Here is a 20469-nt window from a genome sequence, read left to right as displayed (position 1 = left end):
ATAACTTAATATAAATAAAAAGGTGCCCCAATCGTCTGAATAGACAATTGGGAACACCCTTTTAACTTTTTACTCTTCGATTCTTCTTGGAGGTCTTTTTCCAAAGTATTGATAATAGTCCGTTTTAATGAAACCATTAAATAATTTACGTTTTTTTGTTGCTGGTTTACCGTAAAATTGCTCAAATCCCTCATGACTAGTTAGTACATACACTGACCATGTATCTAATTTTGTAAATACATTCCCCATATCTGAATATAACTTTTCAACGTAAGGTCGATCGTTTAATCGCTCACCATATGGTGGGTTGGTAACAACATACCCATACTCAGATCTAGTAGTAAAGTCTTTTACTTGCATTTGTTTAAAAGCAATTGAATCTGATAGCCCAACTTCATCAGCATTCTCTTTTGAAACATTAATCATTCGATGATCAATATCAGATCCGATTATTTCAAGTTTTTGATCATAATTTGCTAAGTCTTCTGCTTCTTGTCTTGCTTCATTCCATCTTTTTTTACCGATCCAATGCCAATCTTCAGACGCAAAGCTTCTAAACGATCCTGGAGCGATATTATGTCCAATTAATGCAGCCTCAATTGGAATCGTACCAGATCCACAAAATGGATCAACAAAAGGTAAATCAGCATTCCAATTCGTTAGTAATACTAATGAAGCGGCAAGTGTTTCTTTTAATGGTGCTTCACCTTGATCAACGCGATACCCTCTTTTATGTAATCCTTCACGACCAGTAGTATCAATCGTTAATGTTACGATATCTTTTAAAATAGAAACTTCCACTCGAAATAATGGACCATCTTCAATTAACATTCCTTGAATATTTTGGATTGTTTTTAATTTATCAACAATTGCTTTTTTGACGATTGCTTGGCAATCTGATACTGAAAATAATTTTGATTTATGTGATTTTCCTGACACAGGAAATTGACCGTTTCTTGGTATAAACATATGCCAAGGTAAGGCTTTTGTTTTTTCAAATAATTCATCAAATGAGGTTGCCTTAAATTCACCAACACGTAGTTTTACTCGGTCAGCTGTTCTAAGCCACAAATTCGCTTTCACAATTCCAGCTTCGTCCGCTTTAAATAATACTCGACTATTTTCAACTACTACATCTTCAAACCCTAGGCTTTTTATTTCTCTAGCGACTAGTGCTTCGATTCCCATTGCAGCAGTAGCAATTAATGTATATTTCGCCAATTTAACCACCTATCTCATTCAAACTAAGAATGAACTTTTCTTTTCATATTTTCATTTTGATTCCTATTTTCATTATGAACAATTTATGTCGAAATTACAAAAAACTCTCCATAGAATGAAGAGTTTTTAAACAGTTTCATCATTTCATATGTTCTGTAAGCCATGTTCTGTACCATTCGTACTACAAGCGGCTCTCGCCTCGTACTACAAGGTGGTAATCATCTATCTACAGAATAATCTGTCCCTTTCTCTGTTCAATTCCTTTGAAAGGATTCCCCTACCATAATTTGGGTTTCTCACTCGTGGGGTTTACCGCGTTCCACTCCTCTCATTTCTTCGAGGACTACGTCACTGTGGCACTTTAAAGGTAGTAGAACCATATCCATAAAGGACTTAGGTCCGTTCCCTGCCGTTAGCTGTTATCACAGCTACCCTATCTTATGACTTCGATAGGCACGAACACTACAGCCATCGCAGGACTGTGCGAGCATGGACTTTCCTCAACAACGTCAAGCGTTGCAGCGATTACCCGAACATATTGAAACGAACATTTATTAGTATAGTAAATTATACTTAAATTTGCAATGCTTTCTTAAAATATAAATTAAGTTAAAATTATTCGAATAGTTTACTACCAAAAACATGCTTCTCTAAATTTGATAACCTTTTTAGAACATCAGTATTCGTATTATTAAAAGGTGATGGTGGAGGTGTAGCAGTATTCTTTTGGTCCTCCAACAATTTTTTATACTTTGCATTTTCTTGTTGTAGGGCTACGATTTGATTTTGAAACGATTCATAATCTTTAATGATAGTGTCTAAGTATTGATCCACTTCCTCTTGATTATATCCTCGCATTGAAACTTTAAACTCTTTATTTAGGATATCTTTTATACTTAGTTTTATTTTTGTTGATTCCATGTGTGTCACCCCAAAACATTTAGAAATATTTACCTTCTATTTTTTCAAACTCTTCATAAATTGTCAATTATCTATTCTATAATTCCCTATATTTATTGTCATCATTCTCAAATGACTCTTCTGCAATCACTTGTAAATCATCAAATGTGATGATTTCTACAGGATAATTATATAGTTCATTTTTCTTGTATGCTAAATCATATAAATATCTAGGACTACCTTCTTTTTCATTATCGTAAAATAAAATACACCCGTCACTTTTACGAACTAAAAACTCATTTTTTGCTTTTAACTGTACAGGAGATTCGTATGGTTTTCTTGAAATTGAGTCGACGTGATCTGCCCCAATTAAGATTTCATTATAATATTCTTTATTTGCTTCATTCCAATTTTTTTCTTGTTCTTCGTAGGGTGTAAAAATACCTAACTTTAATTCAGGATAATCAAGCTGAAGTTCGAATACTACTTCTGCGGTCCATAATTCAGTACCCATTTGCCCTGAAATAATAATCCATTCTAGTTCATCTATAAATAAAAGTATTTTATTTTTTATTGCTTTTTTTATGTACTTAACTGCATCGTGTTTATTCGAAAAAATTCCTAATTCAAATGACTTATAACCAGATATAAGTAGTATCTTCATATTACCTCACAATAATAAATTAGGAAGAACTAAAAGTTCTTCCACAAATTAAATTTTATTTTATTAAATACTCTGCTTTATTTCAATTATTTCGTAAACAAATAAATATTGTAAGTATAAATTTATCTCGCAAAAACCATTAATTTAAATAATATTCAAATGTAGAAATTTATATTGAGGGAATCTAATATTTAACTTTACATAGTAGTCATAAGCTTAGTGGAAATCAACTATTAAGATCAATATTTCAATACTTGATTGCTGCTAATAGAGGATATTTTATTCCCTTTAGATTAGTTATTGTGATAGGAATATTATTGTTAAAATCTTTTCGTCGAAATTTTATGATAAAATTACATACAAAGCTTGTTTAAAACTCGTAAAAATAATTAATGTTAATGTAATTGTGAAAAAAAATAAAAAAAGTATTTTGTTCAAAATTATCCTCTCCAATATCCTAAATATACTTTAATGTCAACTTTTTTATTTTATTAGGTTTGAACATATTTCACAACAATAAAATTAATAATGATTAAAAGTTTAAATATTCTGATTTTTGAGAGGATACACAATGATTGCCGAAAGCATTTTATTCCTTTAAAATGAGTTATGAAATCGTTTTAAATATAGATAATTAATGCAATTCAAGGAGTAAAAAATGATTAACAAAAATTCCCCAATACCAATTTATCATCAATTATTAGAATACATAAAATGTAAAATCGCTTCAGGTGAATACCCTGCTGATGAATTGATTCCATCAGAAAGAGAGTTTTCAGAGAAATTCCAAATATCTCGTATGACCGTTCGACAAGCATTAAATAATTTAGTGCAAGAAGGAATTGTTTACAGGCAAAAAGGTAAAGGTACATTTGTTAGTCGTCAAAAAGTTGAAAAAAAAATTAGTAGATTAAATAGTTACACTGAAGAAATGGTTGAGAGAGGTTTAAAACCGAGTAGTAGATTAATTCAATTTGATATTTTAAATTCTGATAAAGCACTATCCAATATACTAAAGATAAAAGAAAACGATCCTATTTATTTTATAAAACGGGTCCGTTTAGCAGACTCAATTCCTATGTCGATTGAAAGTATCCACGTGTCATGTGATATTGCTCCAAACCTAAATCAAAGTGTTTTAGAAAAATCATTCTTTGATTATGTAAATGCCAATATTCCAGATCCTATTCAATATGCAGATCAATCGATTCAAGCTAGAATGCCTTCTGAAGAAGAAGCTCAGTTATTACAAATTCCACCGAATTGTCCCGTATTAGCAATTTATCGAACAACCTATTTAAGAAGTGGTAAAGTTTTAGAATACGAACTGACTGTATATAGAGCAGACCGCTACAAGCTTGTACATTCTTTATCTAGAAATGATTAATCGTATAGAAAGTAAATTCTTTATACGATTTAAAAAAGCCAGGAGACCAACCCTGGCTTTTTTATTTGAATAAAACCCCTATTTGTTTAAAAAGTCCACCTACTTGATTCATCGTATTCATCATTTGACCTGCAGTAGACATCATTTTTGGGACATCGTATGAACCTGAACCATTTTTAAATTGATTTAATATTGATGAAAACTGAAAAGATTGGCCATTATTATTTTGCTGGTTTAATTTTTTTGGTTGAGTTGGATATGGAGTACTAGGCGCAAACATTGGTGGAGTTGTAAATGGACCTTGTTGTAACATTTGAGCATGTTGAGGTTGCATTGAATACTGGTGATTTTGAGGGCTGCTTAAATAGTTCGTTTGATTACCAAATTGGGAAGGATACATTGGCATATATGGATTTTGGTTTTGCATCATTCCATAATAATTAGGATCGTATTGATACCCTTGGTTATATGGAACAGTAGCATGCTGCATCGAAAAGTGTTGTGGTGCTGCATACTGCATTTGACTTTGATCATAACTACTAGCTTGTATTGATGCCCCCCCATAAGGAGATGGCTCAATCATCTGTGATTGTTGGATTGGCTGAGTTGATTGTGTTGTTTGAACTGGTTGTGTTATTTGAGTCGATTGTGCTTGTTGCGATTGAACTGGCGGTTGTAGTGTATTCATAGTAGGGTTTTGGGAAAAAGGTTGAATTGTATTTCCATAATAACGCTGATTTTCATTAGATAGTTGATTCATTTCTGGAAAATTAAAATTCTCATCAATCATTTGATTTTGCTTTCTAAACCATTCAAAGCTGTTATCTGAATGATTTGGAGGAAACATTTGAGATCTCATTTTCTCACATCCATTATAAGTTTTCTCATTTATAAATATGTTACATAAGCCTATTCTGTTACTTCTATTATCTTATACGCTAATTGTCATAATATGTCGGAAGTTTAAATTTTTAAAAAAATTTAAATCTTAAATATTTATGGTACATTTTATTTAGTTATACAAGTTGTTAATTAAATTTTAATGTTGGAGGGGTAATAATGACTTTACAAGAACTAAAGAGCAAGTTTATTTCATCAAAAAGTTTCGAACCAACTGACTTTAATCAATTAATGGACTTTTTACAACAAAATTACCTAAATGGTGAGGTTACTATTCAACATTACAGAGAATTAGTTAAAGAACTTGAACTATTTGGTGCTTATAAGCCAATTTAGTAATCGGGAATATATAATATTATAAGAAATAAAGCGATACACATTTACTAAATTGTAAAAGTGTATCGCTTATTTCATACCATTATTCTCGTATCCCTTCATTCAAAACAAATATGTTTAACTTATCTATTTATTAAATAGTAAATGCTAACTGTCTTCCTAAAAATGGTGTTGAGATCCAACTACCACCCTCTTTTGCTTGGCTTACTTTCTTTTCAAAATGATGAAGATGCACTGTTGTTGACTGGATCTTATTTAAAAGTAAATTCTTTTCTTCATCACATTTTTGATCAATTCTTAAAGCTAAGGAGTGCTCAATAAATTCAACCTCATTTAAAAATTCATCAATTGCTCGAAAAAAATCATCTCTTTGAATTAACTCCATACAGTTCAACTCCTCTTTCTAATTTTCTAAATTTCTTTACAAAATAAATTCAACAACCGTTCACCTTCCTCCTTCCCTAGTGACAAAACTAGAACTATTTCGCTAAACAAAGTGAATAAAGGTATTTTCATCTATAATTTCGACAAAAAAACTTGTAACGTGGAACAGAATTGGGAAAGGTATATTACATGGAGGTGTTTCAAATGGCAAAAAACAAAAATGAAAAAAAGAAAAAACAAGAAAAAAGTAAAAGTCAACAAACTGGTAATCCAAAATTAGATGGACCTAATTTCCCTGCTACATAAATATTGGGAACCACTCGATTTTGATTGACATCCTTTCTAATGAAAATCGATTAAAAAGAAAAAAGCTAGCATTTTTGTGCTAGCTTTTTTCACGCTGATGAAAAACATCCTCGTCAATTAAATTACCAAATTTTCGTAAAAGGAGTAGAGTGATGTTGATTTTCACTTTATGACTCATTTTATTGAAAAATCGATTTCAATTTTAACAATGAACCAAGCAACTCCTGCTTTATTAAAAAAGATTGCTTAAAACTATCTCCATTAATAATTTCCTCATATTCATACCACTCATTTAAAATTTTACTATCTATATACCAATCATCCTCTACAGTTCGTGTATGAGGAATTATTGGATAAACATCTCTTAATTTCGGATTATTTGAACTTGTAATTCCAACTAACCCTTCATAATCACTTCTACTGCCTGTGTGAATAGTTTGCACAGCAAAATCAATAAATTCATTTTGCAAATCTTCATGAAATAAAATTGAATATAATTGTTTACCAATTTGAATCCTTTTTGTTAAATCCTCAAATTGATAAACTCCAAGTCCATATAGTTCACCATTTCTTGTTGGAAATATAACATAACTAAGTTTTAATTGTTCCTGAAGTTTAAATGCTAAAGAATTAAAAACTTCACTTTTAAAAAATTTATTTTGAATGACTGGTCTTTCTATCATATTTTGTTCGTTAATAATCAATGAATAGACTAGTCTTTTCTTATCACGATCAGTCCAATATTTCTCCCATTCAATTTCCATAAAACTAGATACTGAAAAATATTTCAATAAATAAAATAATGGCTTATTTTTCACTTTTGAATATTCAAAAAGAAGCAACTGTGGAAATGCATCTAAAAAAATAATCCAATTTGCCCGTTCATAGGTCATAAAAAGCTGTTTTCTTTGTTTTTCACTTAGTCCATTCACGAATAGTGGGTTTTCCAGATCAGTCATGTTGTAGCCTGCATTACGTGACACCATACTTGCAAGAAAAGACCACTCTATTTCACTTTGTCTTAAGAAATATTCTTGGTATGCAATCGTTCTGGAAATATTATCTGCATTATATTTAACTGCTTCTTTCTTTATTAAATCAATAAGTTTTGCTTCTTCATGTGATAAATTATGATCTTCTCTTCTTTTTTTTATGAAACCTTTCCAGCTTTCATGGTTTGCATTCATTGACTCACCCCAAGCAATCTGGTATTTTTTTACACGAACATCTGTTTTAGTGCTATAATACGAGTTGTATGTAAATTAATGTGGAGTTGGTTTTATGACAATAAGTTACCCAAATCGAAGAAATAATGTAGTTCAAAAAAATCAAAAAAATAACGAAATACAAGTAAAATCAAATAATACTTATAGTAATCGCGGAATGTCCCTTGAAGATGATTTAAATGCTACTAATACGTATTATTTATCAAATAACATCGCAAACATACATAAAAAACCAACACCTGTACAAATCGTAAAAGTAGACTACCCAAAAAGAAGTGCTGCAGTGATTAGAGAAGCCTATTTTAAGCAACCATCAACTACCGACTATAATGGCATCTATAAAGGGAAGTATATTGATTTTGAAGCTAAGGAAACCAATAATAAGACTAGTTTTCCTTTACAAAACTTCCATTTACACCAAATAGAGCATATGGAAAATGTACTGAATCACGGTGGAATATCGTTTGTCATATTAAAATTTTCATTATATAATGAAATTTATTTTATGAAAGCAACTGATATTCTTACCTTTTGGAAAAGGCAAACAGATGGTGGAAGAAAATCAATTTCTAGAGAAGAATGCAAAGAGTATGGAACGTTACTAAAACCAAGTTATCCAATAATAGTTCCTTACTTAAAATGTATCGATGAACTTTTTGTAATTTAATATTTTAATAATTTCATTAAGTTCATTTGAAAGGCAGGAGAAACAAAAAAATGGCAAAAGAGTATAGTTCACGACAAGAACGAAAACAAATGGAAATGGAAAAGCCTTCAAATGTCAAACCAAAAAAACGTGAAGGTTTATGGAAAAAGATTACTTTATCAATACTAACATTAGCGGTACTTTGTATTCTTGGAGGAGTTGGAACTTTCTATTATTTAGTAAGTGATGCACCTAAACTTGATGAATCAAAGCTTAAAGTACCTTTATCGTCTACGATTCTAGATAAAAATGGGAATGTTATTGCTGAGCTAGGAACTGAACAAAGAACGAAAATCTCATATAACGAGATTCCTAAAGTAGTAGAAGATGCATTTATTGCTACTGAGGACGTACGTTTTTATAAGCATAAAGGTGTTGATATTCGCCGTGTGCTTGGCGCAGTTTTAGCTAATATTACTGGTGGATTTGGATCACAAGGTGGTAGTACGATTACTCAACAAGTTGTTAAAAACTCATTTTTGTCTCCACAAAAAACAATTAAACGTAAAGTACAAGAATGGTATTTATCATTCCAGCTTGAACAAAAATATTCTAAACAACAAATTTTAGAAATGTATTTAAATAAAGTTTACTTCTCAAATGGTTTAAAAGGCCGAGGAGTTTATGGTGTAGCAAAAGCAAGTGAAACATATTTTAGTAAAGATTTATCGAAAATTACATTACCTGAAGCAGCTACACTTGCTGGTATGGTACAAAGTCCAAACAACTACAATCCAGCAAAACATCCAGCTGAATCAGAAGCTAGAAGAAATGTTGTATTAAGCCAGATGAAAAAGTATGGATTTATAACGAATGAACAATATGCTAATGCAAAAGCAATTCCAGAAAAATCATTAGTAAAAGTTCATGAAAGTGGTCAGACAAAGTATCAAGCATTCATTGATGTCGTAATGGATGAGGTAAAAAAATACGGTGATGCAGATATAAATACAGATGGATTAACAATTGAAACAACTTTAGATCCAAAAGCACAAGCAAAAGCAGATGAAATTATTAATCGTGGATCTGATTTTTATCCAAGTGATGATTTCCAAACTGGTTTTGTATTAACTGACACTAAAACAGGTGAAATTAAAGCTGTAGGTGCTGGAAGAAACACAACAAGTGGTGGTCTAAATTTTGCAACAGATATTAAAAGACAACCTGGATCAACTATTAAACCAATCCTAGACTACGGTCCTGCGATACAATATTTAAAATGGTCTACTAATCATCAACTTGTTGATGAGCCATATCAATATTCTGATGGGACCCCTATTCGAAACGCTGATAAATCATATAAAGGTAAATTATCAATTCGTAAGGCGTTAATCGGATCAAGAAATATTCCTGCATTAAAAACAATGCAGCAAGTTGGATTAGATAAATCACGTGAATTTGGTAACGGACTTGGATTTAACTTCCAAAAAAACAGTTTTTATGAATCTCATGCAATCGGCGGATTTACAGGTGTATCTGCAATGGATATGGCAGGTGCATATGCAGCCTTCGGTAATGGCGGTGTATATATAAAACCACATGCTGTTACAAAAATTATCTACCAAGATAAAACTGAAAAAGTATTAGCTCCTGAACCAAAACAAGCAATGAGCGATTACACTGCATATATGATTACAGATATGCTACGTGATGTTGTTAAGGCTCCAGGCGGTACGGGCGGTAGAGCTAATGTACCTGGTCTTGATATGGCAGGTAAAACTGGTACGACAAACTACCCACAAGAAGTAAAAGACAAATATGGCTTCCCTTCAAACGCAACTCGAGATAGTTGGTTTGTTGGTTATACTCCAGATGTAACTATTTCGGTTTGGACTGGATATGAGACAAATAAACAAGGTCATTATTTAAGTAAAACATCAACAAATATAGCTAAATATATTGCTAGAGATATGTTAGCAGCAACAGCTGATCCTTCATCTGAGTTCCATAAACCAAGTTCAGTTGTAAAAGTACAAGACGAATTATATATTAAAGGTGAAAAAATGGATGATCTACCTACACCAGATACATTAGATCCAGCTAAAAGTGTTACAGCCAAATATGATGAAAAAACGAGCAGTGTTTCGCTAAATTGGCAGTATCCTTCTGATTTACTTGCTTCTACTACTTTTGAAGTAAACTATGATATAAACGGTGTTAAAGGCCAAACTCAAAAAATAAATGGAACATCAGCAAAAATTAATGGTATCGTAGCTGGAAACAAAGTAAAAATTACAATCGTGGCAACTAATGGCGAAACTAAGAGTGCTGCGGTTACTGTTACAGTCGATTTAACTACTACCAAAGAGCCTACTACCCCACCAGCTGATAATAATGGCAATGGTAATGGTAATGGTAACGGTAATGGTAATGGTAACGGTAATGGTAACGGTAACGGTAATGGTAACGGTAATGGTAACGGTAACGGTAACGGTGACGGTACGGGTACTGGAAACGGTGACGGTACGGGTACTGGAAGTGACGGTACGGGTACTGGAACAGGTGACGGCACGGGTACTGGAACAGGTGACGGCACGGGTACTGGAACAGGTGATGGCAATGGTGGCGGAACTGGAGATGGTAATACAAATCCAACTACACCTCCTACTACGCCAGATCCAACTAAACCAACTAAACCATCAAAACCAACTAATACGAATCCAACTTCGTATAACACAGATTCATACTCTACTAATCGATTTAATAAGTTGGAACGTAATATTATTGCATAAATTAAAAACCTCCTCTATTTTGAGGAGGTTTTTCTATGTAATTAATCTAAACATTGAGCATAAGAATAACGGATTTACTCTAAGTATTAAATAAGCCTCCTCATTTTGAGGAGGTTATTTTTTGCTTATAATAAAGTTTTTCCAACTCCGTATATAAGCCAGAAAGTTGAATGAATGAGTGATAGTGATCTGGTTGATTTAATACAAAACTAATACGTTCATCTAAATTGATTGGCTTAATCTTTAATTTATCTAACTCAAGTAATAAATTATTTAAATTAAGCAGCATTTGGCCATTTATCCATGTAAGTATTGATATAAAATTAGCTAAGCCTCTAATCATCGGCTCGCACGCAAGTTTTCGATTACGTTGTTTAAAGTAGTTAGAAATATGTTCAGATTCCTCTTTCCATTCATTAATCATCTCTTTAATAATTTCATCACTTTCATTCGGAATGTTAGTGCTCTGATTAACTAGAATCTGATTGCTTTCATAAAAAAACGGTTTATTTTTAATTTTAATTTCTTCATTGATTATTTGTTCATTGGCATTGTCTTTATAAAATGGCGTAACGATAAAATCCTTATAAATACTATTTGTCATTTACTTTCTTCACTTTCATTCGTTTTTTTCCTTCTCTACACATATCAAGTAAAGGACATACCTCACAACTCGGCCTTTGAGCTTTACAATGGTATCTACCAAAAAATATGAGTCGATGATGAGTTACTCCCCAGTCTTCGATCGGAACTTTTTTCATTAAGGTCTCTTCTACTTCTAAAACAGAATCTTTCCAACGGCATATAGCTAATCTTTTTGAAACTCTCTCAACATGAGTATCTACTGCGATTGCTGGAATATTAAATGCGACTGACATTACTACATTAGCTGTCTTTCTACCAACTCCAGGTAATTTTACGAGCTCTTCTCTAGTACGTGGAACTTCTCCATTAAATTCATTTATAATCATTTCACTTAATTTTTGGATATTTTTTGCTTTGTTCCTGAAAAGTCCGATTGAGCGAATATCATTTTGTAATTCCTCTAAAGAAACATTTAAATAATCCTGAGGTTCTTTATATTTTTCAAATAGATTTTTTGTCACTTTATTTACTAAAACATCAGTACATTGAGCGGATAAAGCAACCGCTATTACTAATTCAAACGGATTCTTATGGTTTAATTCACAATGTGCATCGGGGAACATATCACCAATTATATTTAGAACCTCATTTATTTGTTGTTTATTTAACATCTCAAAACACTCCTTACTAAACAAAAGCGAGGAGCATGTCCTCGCTTTATTTTTCCAGCCAATTATAAAAAGGAATTGATCCTGTATACTTTGTTTCGTTTTGTGGTTCTCTTGTTTCTTTTTTTCTAAAATGCTTACTATAATTCATTGCTTGGTCTACTTGCTTTATTCCATTTTTCTTCCACTCAAATAGAATACGATCTATATAACGAAAATTTAATTTCCCACTTATAACTGCTTCTTTAAGTGCAGTTTTTATTAGTTTTTCATTATGATCATCTTGGTCCATCCACATTGTTAAAGTTTCAATCTCAAAAGGAGACAATAATCTACCAAATTCTTTTTCAAACACTAAGTAAATTGATTCCTCTTCTTGTTCAATAATTGAAGGAATAGTATGTTTTTCATTTTCATTTGATTGTTGACCATTCTGGGTCAAATCAATTAATTTTAACCATAACGGAGAAAGTGAATATGCCTCACATCGTAAGTTATGATGGTCAATTTCTTCTGTAATTTCTAATAAACCTTTTTTTAGAAGTTCTCGAATAACTTCCATACATTTTTGTTCATTTAATGACATAATCTTTGCTAATTGAGTAGGTGTTGGAAACGTATGACCTTGTTGTTGAAAAGAGTAAAGCTGTAGAATCATGACTAGTTCTTCTTCATTTATGTTTAAAGAAGAATAATGACTGAGAAGTATATTTGGAATACTAATATTCCCAAATTGAATCCAGTTTAGAATGCTATTATTATTCACTTCGAACACCTCTAGCATAGTATAGCATGATTACTTAAAATATACAGTAAAAGAAACTTGTAAAATAAAAATAAATAGAGGCATGTAAATCACACCTCTATTTTAGTATATCTATTTAGTATTTAAAAAACCAACTAATAAATTATTTAATTAAGGATATAATCTGTTTAATAAAGATGGAATGCTTTGCTTAGTGTTTGATTAAAAATTTTTACTAAACATTTATAAAAAAAGCTAAGCATAAGCTTAGCTTCCGTATTTAAAAATATAAGTTTCCAACTGAATGAAATTAACTTAAGATACTTGCTTTCATAAATTGCTCAATGCGATCTAAAGCTTTATCTAACTGTACTTGAGATGTTGCATATGAAAGTCGGATATTATCAGGTGAACCAAATCCTGAACCAGGGATTACCGCTACATTAGCTTTTTCAAGTAATTCAGTAGAGAATTCATCTACATTTTGATATCCTGCCATTTTAGCTGCCTCAGTCACATTTGGGAATAAATAAAATGCACCATTCGGTTTAACACAGCTAAATCCTGGAATTGTAATTAAACGCTCATAAGTTTTATTTAAACGATCTTCAAACGCTACTCTCATTTCTTCAACAGGACCATCGCCCAACTCATATGCTTTAATCGTAGCGATTTGTGCCATTGTAGTAGGATTTGAAGTAGAGTGACTAGCAAGATTTGTCATCGCATTAATTATTTCCTTATTACCAACAGCATATCCAATTCTCCATCCTGTCATTGAATGAGATTTTGATACACCATTGATAATAATCGTTTGCTCTTTAAGCGCTGGGCTTAATGATGCAATTGAAACATGTTTTGCACCATCATATACTAATTTTTCATATATTTCGTCAGAAACGATTAATATATCATGTTTTAAACAAATTTCTCCGATTGCTTTTAATTCTTGCTCATTATAAATCATACCAGTTGGATTACTTGGTGAATTAATAATGATCGCTTTTGTATTCTCTGTAATTGCTGCTTCGATTTGTTCAGGTGTTACTTTAAATTGTTGATGTTCATAACCTTCAATAAATACCGGTACACCTTCTGCTAAAATAACTTGCTCAGGATAGCTTACCCAGTAAGGTGTCGGAATAATTACTTCATGACCAGGATCTAAAATCGCTTGGAAAAGTGTGTAAAGTGCATGTTTTGCACCATTTGTTACAACAACCTCTCCTGGAGAATAAGTTAATCCTTGATCCTTCAATAACTTATCACAAATAGTTTTTCTTAAAGCTGGTAAACCGTTTGAAGGAGTATACTTAGTTTGGCCTTTAAGCATTGCTGAATAAGCTTCTTCAATAATTTCAACTGGTGTATTAAAATCAGGTTCACCTGCACCTAATCCAATTACATCAATTCCTTGATCTTTCATCTCTTTTGCTTTTGCTGTAATAGCTAGTGTTGTAGATGGTGTTAGTGCACTTACTCTTTTTGCTAGTTTCATCTTGTTAATTTCCCCCTAAATACTATAACGTTTTAAAAGCTCTCCATTTTCGAAAGCAGCGTAGTAAAAATTATATCGGCCGTTTTGGTCTATATATACTACTTCCCAAAGTGGTATTTTGTTCTCTATTCCTAACTTTACTTTATGTATTTTTTTTGGGTTTCTCTCACTGACTACTTTGTCAATAATTTGTTTTTGGGTCAATCCTTCACTTTTCTTTCGTGTAATAACTTCTCCATCCTGTACCCACGCGATCATTTCATTATTTGCATCATCTTTACCACTTACAACGATTGCTTGTTCTTTTCCATGGAAATAATCAGAAGTTTCCACTGATTTTAAATACCCTTGATGTAAAACAAGCTCTTCGGCATGTTTTTTATCATCATTTAGCTTTGAAATTGATGATTGATATGTGGCGATTAAAAATAATGAAAGAAAAATGATGCTTAATCCAAGGATGACTAACCATTTTTTCATATATACCTCATTTATGTTCGATAAATTGTAAATACCGCATATTCTTGATCTTCTTTATCAAGTGCAAGTCCAAACATTAAATCTTTTTCTTTTAAAGTACGATTTAAACTATCAACAATTTTGTATAAATCTCTAGTATATTCAATTTTTGTTGTTGATAATACTTCAATATTTGAATTCATGTTGCTCCTCCTAAAAATGTATTATAAATACATTACAATTTATGTCATTATACCATACGTCTACCCTTAAATCCCCTACTATTCTTATGCTAAATTTTGAAAAATTACTAAAAATCTTTTAATAATTCATCAATAGTATTAATTTTTATTTTGTTTTTTGGGATTAACTTTAAAAATTCTGATCCATAACTAGTATTTATTATGCGATTATCTAAAACAAATAAAGAACCTTGATCTTTTTCATTTCGAATTAGACGACCATAACCTTGTCTAAACTTAAATACTGCTAATGGTAAAGCCAAACTTGAGAAAGAATTTTCTCCAGCTCTTTTTAATAAATTTGATTTAGCAATAAACATAGGCTTTTCAGGGTTTGTAAACGGTAAGCGTACAATGATTAAACAATCTAATTCTTCATTAGGTAGGTCAATTCCTTCCCAAAAAGTGTTCGTACCTAACAAAATTGTTTGTTTAGATTGTAAAAACTGTTTTATTAACTTTTGTTTTCCTCCAGGAGAAACACCTTGAGCTAATACAGATGAATTCAGTGAGTCTAAATCTTGAATTAATAGATCATAAGTCTGTTTTAATAAATCAAAAGCTGTAAATAAAACTAATGTTCTACCCTTTATTTCCGTAACAATTTTGCGAATTGTATTCGAAGTTTGTAATGCATATTCTTCTTGCGTGATCTCTTTTATTCCCATTAAATCTGAAGGAATATACACTCTCATCCCTTGGGCAAAATCATTTGGGACTGGGTATATTTTTTCGATAACATTGTTATTTTCACTAATTCCTAATGATGACTTTATAAATGAGAAGGATGAATCAATCGACATTGTAGCTGATGTTAGTACAATCGAATTTCTTCCACTAATTAAATAATTTTGTATTAAATCTGCATTTTCAACTTTCTCACTATAAAGCATCGTTGTATGAAATGAACCTTTTGCTTCAGTTTCCATCCAGCCAATATAATGATCATTTTTATCGAATAGTATTTCATACAGACCATTTTTCATGCTTTTTAATTGTTCAATAATCACTTTAAACTCCGTAACGATTGAACGGTGAAAAGCTGATACCTTATGATCTTCAATTAAATTCAAATATTGTTCGCAACCCGAGAATAAAGTGTTATTCACATGCATTAATCTATTTGCACATTCTTGAATAACCTTCCAATTTTGGCTAGCAGTATTTTTATCACTTAATGTAATTGACTGTCTAATGTTTTCTTTATCAAGTTCATTTTGTTTACTTAAAATAAAATCACGTAATAACCTAAATAACTCTTCTGATTCATACTTTATTTCTTTCACTAAATGATCAACTTTTTTCCACCATTTTTCACGATTTGGTATTCCCTCATCAAATTTATATAATCGGTGAACAAGTTCATTACTATCAGTAGTACTTAATCTACTTAAATATTGATAATATTTTAAGCAAGAAAAAGTGATTCCAAACGTTTTTGATGCTGTCTCCTCAAGAGCATGTGCCTCATCAATTACAATTGTTTTGACAGAATTAATTAAGTGATCTTTATTTTTTAAAGTCGACAATAAATATGCATGGTTTGTAATAATTATATCGGCTAACATTAATTGATTTTTAGCCTTTTGATAAAAACATTTATGAAACCAAGGATTTGTTTTTTTATTTTCACTTTCTTCGTTACAACAAACACGATCCCATAAATGTAAGCCACCTGAAGGTAGTGATAATTCATCTAATTCTCCATTTTCAGTTTCAGTTAGCCAAACTGTTATCATTGCCTTCGATAAAATACTATCGTAATTATCATCAAATTGTTCACCAACAATATATTCAAATTTTTGCAGACATAGATAATTTCTTTTACTTTGTATAGAGGCTATTTTCAACTGAAATGGAACTATTTTTTCAATCGTTTTTATATGTTTTTTAAGTAATTGTTTTTGTAACGAGATGGTACTTGTACTAATGACCACTTGTTTGCCAAATTGTTTTGAGAAAAATGCTGATGGAATTAAATAGCCAAATGTCTTGCCAACACCTGTTCCAGCCTCAGCTAAGAGAATATTATTCTGGCTAAATGCATCGAACACATCATGCATATAGGCAAACTGTTCATCTCTTTTTATAAAATTTGGAATTTCCACAGCCATCTGATCTACAAGTTCACGTTTAAGATACTCGTCGAATTCTACGAAATCTTCTTCCTCTTGAGGTAAACTAAAGCTTCTTTTTTTAAGGGCTATTCGTCTAAATTCTTCATAATCAACAGATTCATTTGAAAATGATTCAGATTGCTTTTGGAGAAGATCCGAAATATAGTATGTAATGTCACTTTTAAAGCTAGTGCTTAGATTTTCTAATATTTTTAAGGATGCATATGGCAAGCTCTCAAGTTTTTTTAATAAAATTGTTAATAATTCGGCGGTTACTTCAGCATCACTATCAGCTTGATGTGGGTTTTCATGTTGTATATTGAATACTTTTGCTAAATCAGTCAATTTATAACTAGTTAAAGTTGGATATAAAATTCTTGTTAACTCCACTGTATCAATAGCTAACGGTGAAATTTTTGGTAAACCAATCCGTTCAAATTCTTTTTGCAAAAATGTTAAGTCAAAATGCACATTGTGTGCAACAAAATAGGCGTCATTAAACATGGGGTATAATTCTTCAACTATTTGTTCAAATTGAGGAGCATATTGAACCATTTCATCTGAAATCCCTGTTAGTTCAGAAATAAAGGGTGGAATATTCATATTTGGATTAATAAAACTTGAAAACTGTTCAATAACTTCTCCACTTTCCAATAAAAAGGCTGCAATTTGAATAATTCGATCTTGACCTCTATTATTATTTCCGGTTGTTTCTAAGTCAACGACCACAAATTTATTCATATTTTGCCACCTCCAAATTCTCTATATAGATATTATTTTGCATAAACAGATTAAACAATACAACCAACAAAAAAATCCCCTAAAGAAGGGGATTCTATATTGCCCTTTAAACACTCGTTTTCTTCACTGTTTCTCTTGATTTGTTAAATAACTTTAATCCTAATCAAGTAACTTCATGCTTCGAAATTCAAAAGTTGACTTTTTACTTAACTGTACCTGCAATTTCTTTGCCAATCATTTCGACAATTTCATTTGCATCATTTAAAATAGCAATCTTTGGTTCGTGTTGATCCAGTTTCTCTTCCTCTACCTGACCATATGCAATAATAATTACTTTGTCGCCTTCTTGGACTAATCTAGCTGCTGCACCATTAAGACAAATTACACCACTTCCACGTTTTCCTGGTATAACATATGTCTCAAGTCGTGCACCGTTATTATTATTTACAATTTGAACTTTTTCGTTTTCAAGTACATCAACAGCATCCATTAAATCTTGATCAATTGTAATACTTCCAACATAATTTAAATTAGCTTCTGTAACTGTAGCTCTATGAAGTTTTGCTCTCATCATTGTGCGAATCATGTCATTTCCCCCTAGTTGTTCAATCCTTAAATAGAAATTAAAATATTATCGATTAAGCGAGCATTAGAAAATTTTACTGCTAACGCAATAATTACTTTTCCATTTATTTTATTTAAAGGCTCTAAATCTGGATAAGAATAAATACTTACGTAATCTACTGTTCCAGATGTTTCGCTTTGTATTGTAGAAATAATATTTTGTTGCAGTTGTTTAGGATTTAAATTCCCATTATTTATCTCTTCAACTGCTTTTTGTAAACTTTTATAAAGAACTGGTGCTTCTTGTCTTTCTTTGTCTGTTAAATAAACATTTCTAGAACTTTTAGCTAATCCATCTTCTTCTCTAATAGTTGGAACTGGATTAATTTTTACAGGAATATTAAAGTCTTCAACTAAACCTTCGATTACAGCGACTTGCTGAGCATCCTTTAATCCAAAATAAGCCTGGTCTGGTTGAACAATATTAAATAATTTTGTTACAACTAATGCGACACCATCAAAATGTCCAGGTCTTTTTTCACCACAAAGGACATCTACTCGTTTAGTTACTTTCATTGTTGATTTTAATTCATTTGGATACATTTCTTCAACTGTTGGATAAAAGAGGCAATCTACACCAGCATTTAGTGCAACTTTTTCATCTCTTTCAAAGTCTCTTGGATATCGATCAAAATCTTCATTCGGGCCAAATTGAGTCGGATTAACAAAAATACTTAAAACGACGATATCATTATTTTTTCTAGCTTCTTCTAATAATGATGCATGACCTTCGTGTAAAAAACCCATCGTAGGAACAAATCCAATCGATTTTTCATTTTTTCTGTGAATTTTTAATTCATTTCTTAAATCATTTATTGTGTGAAACACTTTCATTGCGAACTTCCCCCGTATAACGCCTTTAACTGTTCTTCTTTCATCGTAAACGAATGCTTAGTATCTGGAAATTGTCTAGTTTTAACTTCTTGTACATAGGAAGCAATTGCATTTTCAATCGTTGGAGATACATTTGCATACTGTTTAACAAACTTAGCTACTCGACCAACACCATATGTTATTAAATCATGGTAAACAAGTACTTGACCATCTGTATCAACACCAGCACCTATTCCTATTGTTGGAATGGAAAGATCTTTAGTAATATCCTTTGCAATTTGTTTTGGAACACACTCAAGTACGATTGCAAATGCTCCAGCTTCTTCACATTTTTTTGCATCGTTAAACAATTTCATCGCACTTTCAGAGTCACGTGCCTGAACTTTATAGCCACCTAATACACCTACAGATTGAGGAGTCAATCCTAAATGAGCAACAACTGGTACTCCTGCGATTGTTAATGCTTTAATCACTTCCAAAACATTTTCATCTGCGCCTTCAACCTTCACAGCGTGTGCGTCCCCTTCTTGCATTATACGACATGCACTACGTAAAGCCTCTTCTTTTGAAAAGTGGTAAGACATGAATGGCATATCTGTTACTATAAACGTATTTTTTGCCCCGCGTTTAACAGCTTTTGAGTGATGAATCATGTCATCTACAGTAACTTTAATTGTAGAATCATATCCTAGGACAACATTCCCAAGTGAGTCACCAACTAAAATCATATCTACTTCACTTGCTTCTGCTAATAGTGCTGAAGGGTAATCATAAGCAGTAATCATAACGATTGGATCATTGTTTTGTTTCATGTTTAAAAAATCTTTTGTTGTTTTCATCTTTTTTCCTCCTTTTAAATGAAGAGGAAATGGGGGCTACAATAAAAAAACTTTGCTCAAAGGAGAACAAAGGAAAATTGTAAACCGTCTCATTCCTCTGTCCCAGTCCCTATAGGATCAAGGCAGACACATTTTTAGAATTGATTTTTTAAAACCTGGTGTAGTTCTTCTTAGGATACTAAAGTTTGATTGACCCTATTCAGATACCACCCTTGAAGTATCAGCGATAGTCGCGTACCCTTCCAATACAGTTTATAGTAAAAATAGCAATTAAGTAAAGAAAAAACTTGGTATTATTTACAAATATACGTGACAATTAGATAGCAAATAAAATAACTCTCTTTCAAATATAAAA

At 31.6% G+C, this 20469-nt stretch carries 20 protein-coding genes and 1 other RNA gene; 4 read left to right on the top strand and 17 right to left on the bottom strand.

The window, feature by feature from the left end:
- Positions 1–69: 69 nt before the first annotated feature.
- The 4 genes from MY490_RS09290 to MY490_RS09275 all read right to left on the bottom strand — a co-directional run bounded on the left by MY490_RS09290 (position 70) and on the right by MY490_RS09275 (position 2785).
- The gene (locus MY490_RS09290; protein WP_248268930.1) at positions 70–1221 is read right to left on the bottom strand and encodes a THUMP domain-containing class I SAM-dependent RNA methyltransferase; all 1152 of its coding nucleotides are present in this window, start codon (positions 1219–1221) and stop codon (positions 70–72) included.
- 151 nt (positions 1222–1372) lie between these two features.
- Positions 1373–1758: RNase P RNA component class B (gene rnpB / locus MY490_RS09285), an RNA gene on the bottom strand.
- Positions 1759–1836: 78 nt separating this feature from the next.
- The gene (gene gpsB, locus MY490_RS09280; protein ID WP_088010652.1) at positions 1837–2142 is read right to left on the bottom strand and encodes a cell division regulator GpsB; all 306 of its coding nucleotides are present in this window, start codon (positions 2140–2142) and stop codon (positions 1837–1839) included.
- Positions 2143–2218: 76 nt separating this feature from the next.
- The gene (locus MY490_RS09275; RefSeq protein WP_248268929.1) at positions 2219–2785 is read right to left on the bottom strand and encodes an SLOG family protein; all 567 of its coding nucleotides are present in this window, start codon (positions 2783–2785) and stop codon (positions 2219–2221) included.
- Positions 2786–3443: 658 nt separating this feature from the next.
- Between MY490_RS09275 and MY490_RS09270 the strand changes: the two genes are divergently transcribed.
- A complete protein-coding gene (locus tag MY490_RS09270; protein WP_248268928.1) occupies positions 3444–4172 on the top strand; it encodes a GntR family transcriptional regulator in 729 nt (242 codons plus the stop codon).
- A gap of 61 nt (positions 4173–4233) precedes the next feature.
- Here the strand turns inward: MY490_RS09270 and MY490_RS22310 are convergent, their stop codons facing one another.
- Complete coding sequence (locus MY490_RS22310; protein ID WP_432707049.1) at positions 4234–5031, bottom strand: YppG family protein; 798 nt, start codon at positions 5029–5031, stop codon at positions 4234–4236.
- 200 nt (positions 5032–5231) lie between these two features.
- Here MY490_RS22310 and yppF point away from each other — a divergent pair, with 200 nt between their 5' ends.
- On the top strand, positions 5232–5408 hold the full coding sequence (yppF, locus tag MY490_RS09260; RefSeq protein WP_248268927.1) for a YppF family protein: 177 nt from the start codon (positions 5232–5234) through the stop codon (positions 5406–5408).
- Between the two features lie 133 nt (positions 5409–5541).
- Here yppF and MY490_RS09255 read toward each other — a convergent pair whose 3' ends face one another.
- Positions 5542–5793, bottom strand: coding sequence for a hypothetical protein (locus MY490_RS09255; protein ID WP_248268926.1), 252 nt, complete (start codon positions 5791–5793; stop codon positions 5542–5544).
- A 484-nt stretch (positions 5794–6277) separates the two neighbouring features.
- The gene (locus MY490_RS09250; RefSeq protein ID WP_248268925.1) at positions 6278–7285 is read right to left on the bottom strand and encodes a DUF2515 family protein; all 1008 of its coding nucleotides are present in this window, start codon (positions 7283–7285) and stop codon (positions 6278–6280) included.
- A gap of 94 nt (positions 7286–7379) precedes the next feature.
- On the opposite strand from MY490_RS09250, the gene recU reads away from it, so the two are divergent.
- Complete coding sequence (gene recU / locus MY490_RS09245) at positions 7380–7991, top strand: Holliday junction resolvase RecU (RefSeq protein WP_098429784.1); 612 nt, start codon at positions 7380–7382, stop codon at positions 7989–7991.
- A gap of 50 nt (positions 7992–8041) precedes the next feature.
- Complete coding sequence (locus tag MY490_RS09240; RefSeq protein ID WP_248268924.1) at positions 8042–10762, top strand: transglycosylase domain-containing protein; 2721 nt, start codon at positions 8042–8044, stop codon at positions 10760–10762.
- A gap of 100 nt (positions 10763–10862) precedes the next feature.
- Here the strand turns inward: MY490_RS09240 and MY490_RS09235 are convergent, their stop codons facing one another.
- From MY490_RS09235 to panB, 10 genes are all read right to left on the bottom strand, one after another.
- Positions 10863–11366 carry a YpoC family protein gene (locus MY490_RS09235; RefSeq protein ID WP_248268923.1) on the bottom strand — a complete coding sequence of 168 codons (504 nt, stop codon included), beginning with the start codon at positions 11364–11366 and terminating at the stop codon, positions 10863–10865.
- Positions 11356–12018: an endonuclease III gene (nth, locus tag MY490_RS09230; RefSeq protein ID WP_248268922.1), complete on the bottom strand. Its 663-nt coding sequence runs from the start codon at positions 12016–12018 to the stop codon at positions 11356–11358. The genes MY490_RS09235 and nth overlap by 11 nt, the downstream gene beginning before the upstream one ends.
- Positions 12019–12064: 46 nt before the next feature.
- Positions 12065–12781: a DnaD domain-containing protein gene (locus MY490_RS09225; RefSeq protein WP_432707048.1), complete on the bottom strand. Its 717-nt coding sequence runs from the start codon at positions 12779–12781 to the stop codon at positions 12065–12067.
- A gap of 289 nt (positions 12782–13070) precedes the next feature.
- Positions 13071–14258 carry a pyridoxal phosphate-dependent aminotransferase gene (locus MY490_RS09220; RefSeq protein WP_248268920.1) on the bottom strand — a complete coding sequence of 396 codons (1188 nt, stop codon included), beginning with the start codon at positions 14256–14258 and terminating at the stop codon, positions 13071–13073.
- A 15-nt stretch (positions 14259–14273) separates the two neighbouring features.
- Entirely contained in the window at positions 14274–14738 is a 465-nt protein-coding gene (locus tag MY490_RS09215) for a cell wall elongation regulator TseB-like domain-containing protein (RefSeq protein ID WP_098234769.1), read from the bottom strand.
- 11 nt (positions 14739–14749) lie between these two features.
- Positions 14750–14920, bottom strand: a complete 171-nt coding sequence (locus MY490_RS09210; RefSeq protein ID WP_082459338.1) for a YpmA family protein — start codon at positions 14918–14920, stop codon at positions 14750–14752.
- A gap of 107 nt (positions 14921–15027) precedes the next feature.
- Positions 15028–17817 carry an ATP-dependent DNA helicase DinG gene (dinG, locus tag MY490_RS09205; RefSeq protein ID WP_248268919.1) on the bottom strand — a complete coding sequence of 930 codons (2790 nt, stop codon included), beginning with the start codon at positions 17815–17817 and terminating at the stop codon, positions 15028–15030.
- A 202-nt stretch (positions 17818–18019) separates the two neighbouring features.
- On the bottom strand, positions 18020–18403 hold the full coding sequence (panD, locus tag MY490_RS09200) for an aspartate 1-decarboxylase (RefSeq protein WP_025671415.1): 384 nt from the start codon (positions 18401–18403) through the stop codon (positions 18020–18022).
- Between the two features lie 26 nt (positions 18404–18429).
- Entirely contained in the window at positions 18430–19275 is an 846-nt protein-coding gene (panC, locus tag MY490_RS09195) for a pantoate--beta-alanine ligase (RefSeq protein WP_248268918.1), read from the bottom strand.
- Positions 19272–20114, bottom strand: a complete 843-nt coding sequence (gene panB / locus MY490_RS09190; protein ID WP_248268917.1) for a 3-methyl-2-oxobutanoate hydroxymethyltransferase — start codon at positions 20112–20114, stop codon at positions 19272–19274. Before panB ends, panC begins: the two co-directional genes overlap by 4 nt.
- Positions 20115–20469 lie beyond the last annotated feature (355 nt).

It is taken from the genome of Gottfriedia acidiceleris, assembly GCF_023115465.1.
Lineage (GTDB): Bacteria > Bacillota > Bacilli > Bacillales > Bacillaceae_G > Gottfriedia > Gottfriedia acidiceleris_B.
Note: the sequence above shows the minus strand (reverse complement) of the source record. Positions and strands in the feature narration are given on the sequence as shown.

Coding starts and splice junctions, on each gene's coding strand:
- yppF (WP_248268927.1), top strand. CDS start 5,232: ATGACTTTACAAGAACTAAAGAGCAAGTTTATTTCATCAAAAAGTTTC.
- gpsB (WP_088010652.1), bottom strand. CDS start 2,142: ATGGAATCAACAAAAATAAAACTAAGTATAAAAGATATCCTAAATAAA.
- MY490_RS09240 (WP_248268924.1), top strand. CDS start 8,042: ATGGCAAAAGAGTATAGTTCACGACAAGAACGAAAACAAATGGAAATG.
- dinG (WP_248268919.1), bottom strand. CDS start 17,817: ATGAATAAATTTGTGGTCGTTGACTTAGAAACAACCGGAAATAATAAT.
- panD (WP_025671415.1), bottom strand. CDS start 18,403: ATGATTCGCACAATGATGAGAGCAAAACTTCATAGAGCTACAGTTACA.
- MY490_RS09220 (WP_248268920.1), bottom strand. CDS start 14,258: ATGAAACTAGCAAAAAGAGTAAGTGCACTAACACCATCTACAACACTA.
- recU (WP_098429784.1), top strand. CDS start 7,380: ATGACAATAAGTTACCCAAATCGAAGAAATAATGTAGTTCAAAAAAAT.
- MY490_RS09235 (WP_248268923.1), bottom strand. CDS start 11,366: ATGACAAATAGTATTTATAAGGATTTTATCGTTACGCCATTTTATAAA.
- nth (WP_248268922.1), bottom strand. CDS start 12,018: ATGTTAAATAAACAACAAATAAATGAGGTTCTAAATATAATTGGTGAT.
- MY490_RS09270 (WP_248268928.1), top strand. CDS start 3,444: ATGATTAACAAAAATTCCCCAATACCAATTTATCATCAATTATTAGAA.
- panC (WP_248268918.1), bottom strand. CDS start 19,275: ATGAAAGTGTTTCACACAATAAATGATTTAAGAAATGAATTAAAAATT.
- MY490_RS09215 (WP_098234769.1), bottom strand. CDS start 14,738: ATGAAAAAATGGTTAGTCATCCTTGGATTAAGCATCATTTTTCTTTCA.
- MY490_RS22310 (WP_432707049.1), bottom strand. CDS start 5,031: ATGAGATCTCAAATGTTTCCTCCAAATCATTCAGATAACAGCTTTGAA.
- MY490_RS09275 (WP_248268929.1), bottom strand. CDS start 2,785: ATGAAGATACTACTTATATCTGGTTATAAGTCATTTGAATTAGGAATT.
- panB (WP_248268917.1), bottom strand. CDS start 20,114: ATGAAAACAACAAAAGATTTTTTAAACATGAAACAAAACAATGATCCA.
- MY490_RS09250 (WP_248268925.1), bottom strand. CDS start 7,285: ATGAATGCAAACCATGAAAGCTGGAAAGGTTTCATAAAAAAAAGAAGA.
- MY490_RS09210 (WP_082459338.1), bottom strand. CDS start 14,920: ATGAATTCAAATATTGAAGTATTATCAACAACAAAAATTGAATATACT.
- MY490_RS09255 (WP_248268926.1), bottom strand. CDS start 5,793: ATGGAGTTAATTCAAAGAGATGATTTTTTTCGAGCAATTGATGAATTT.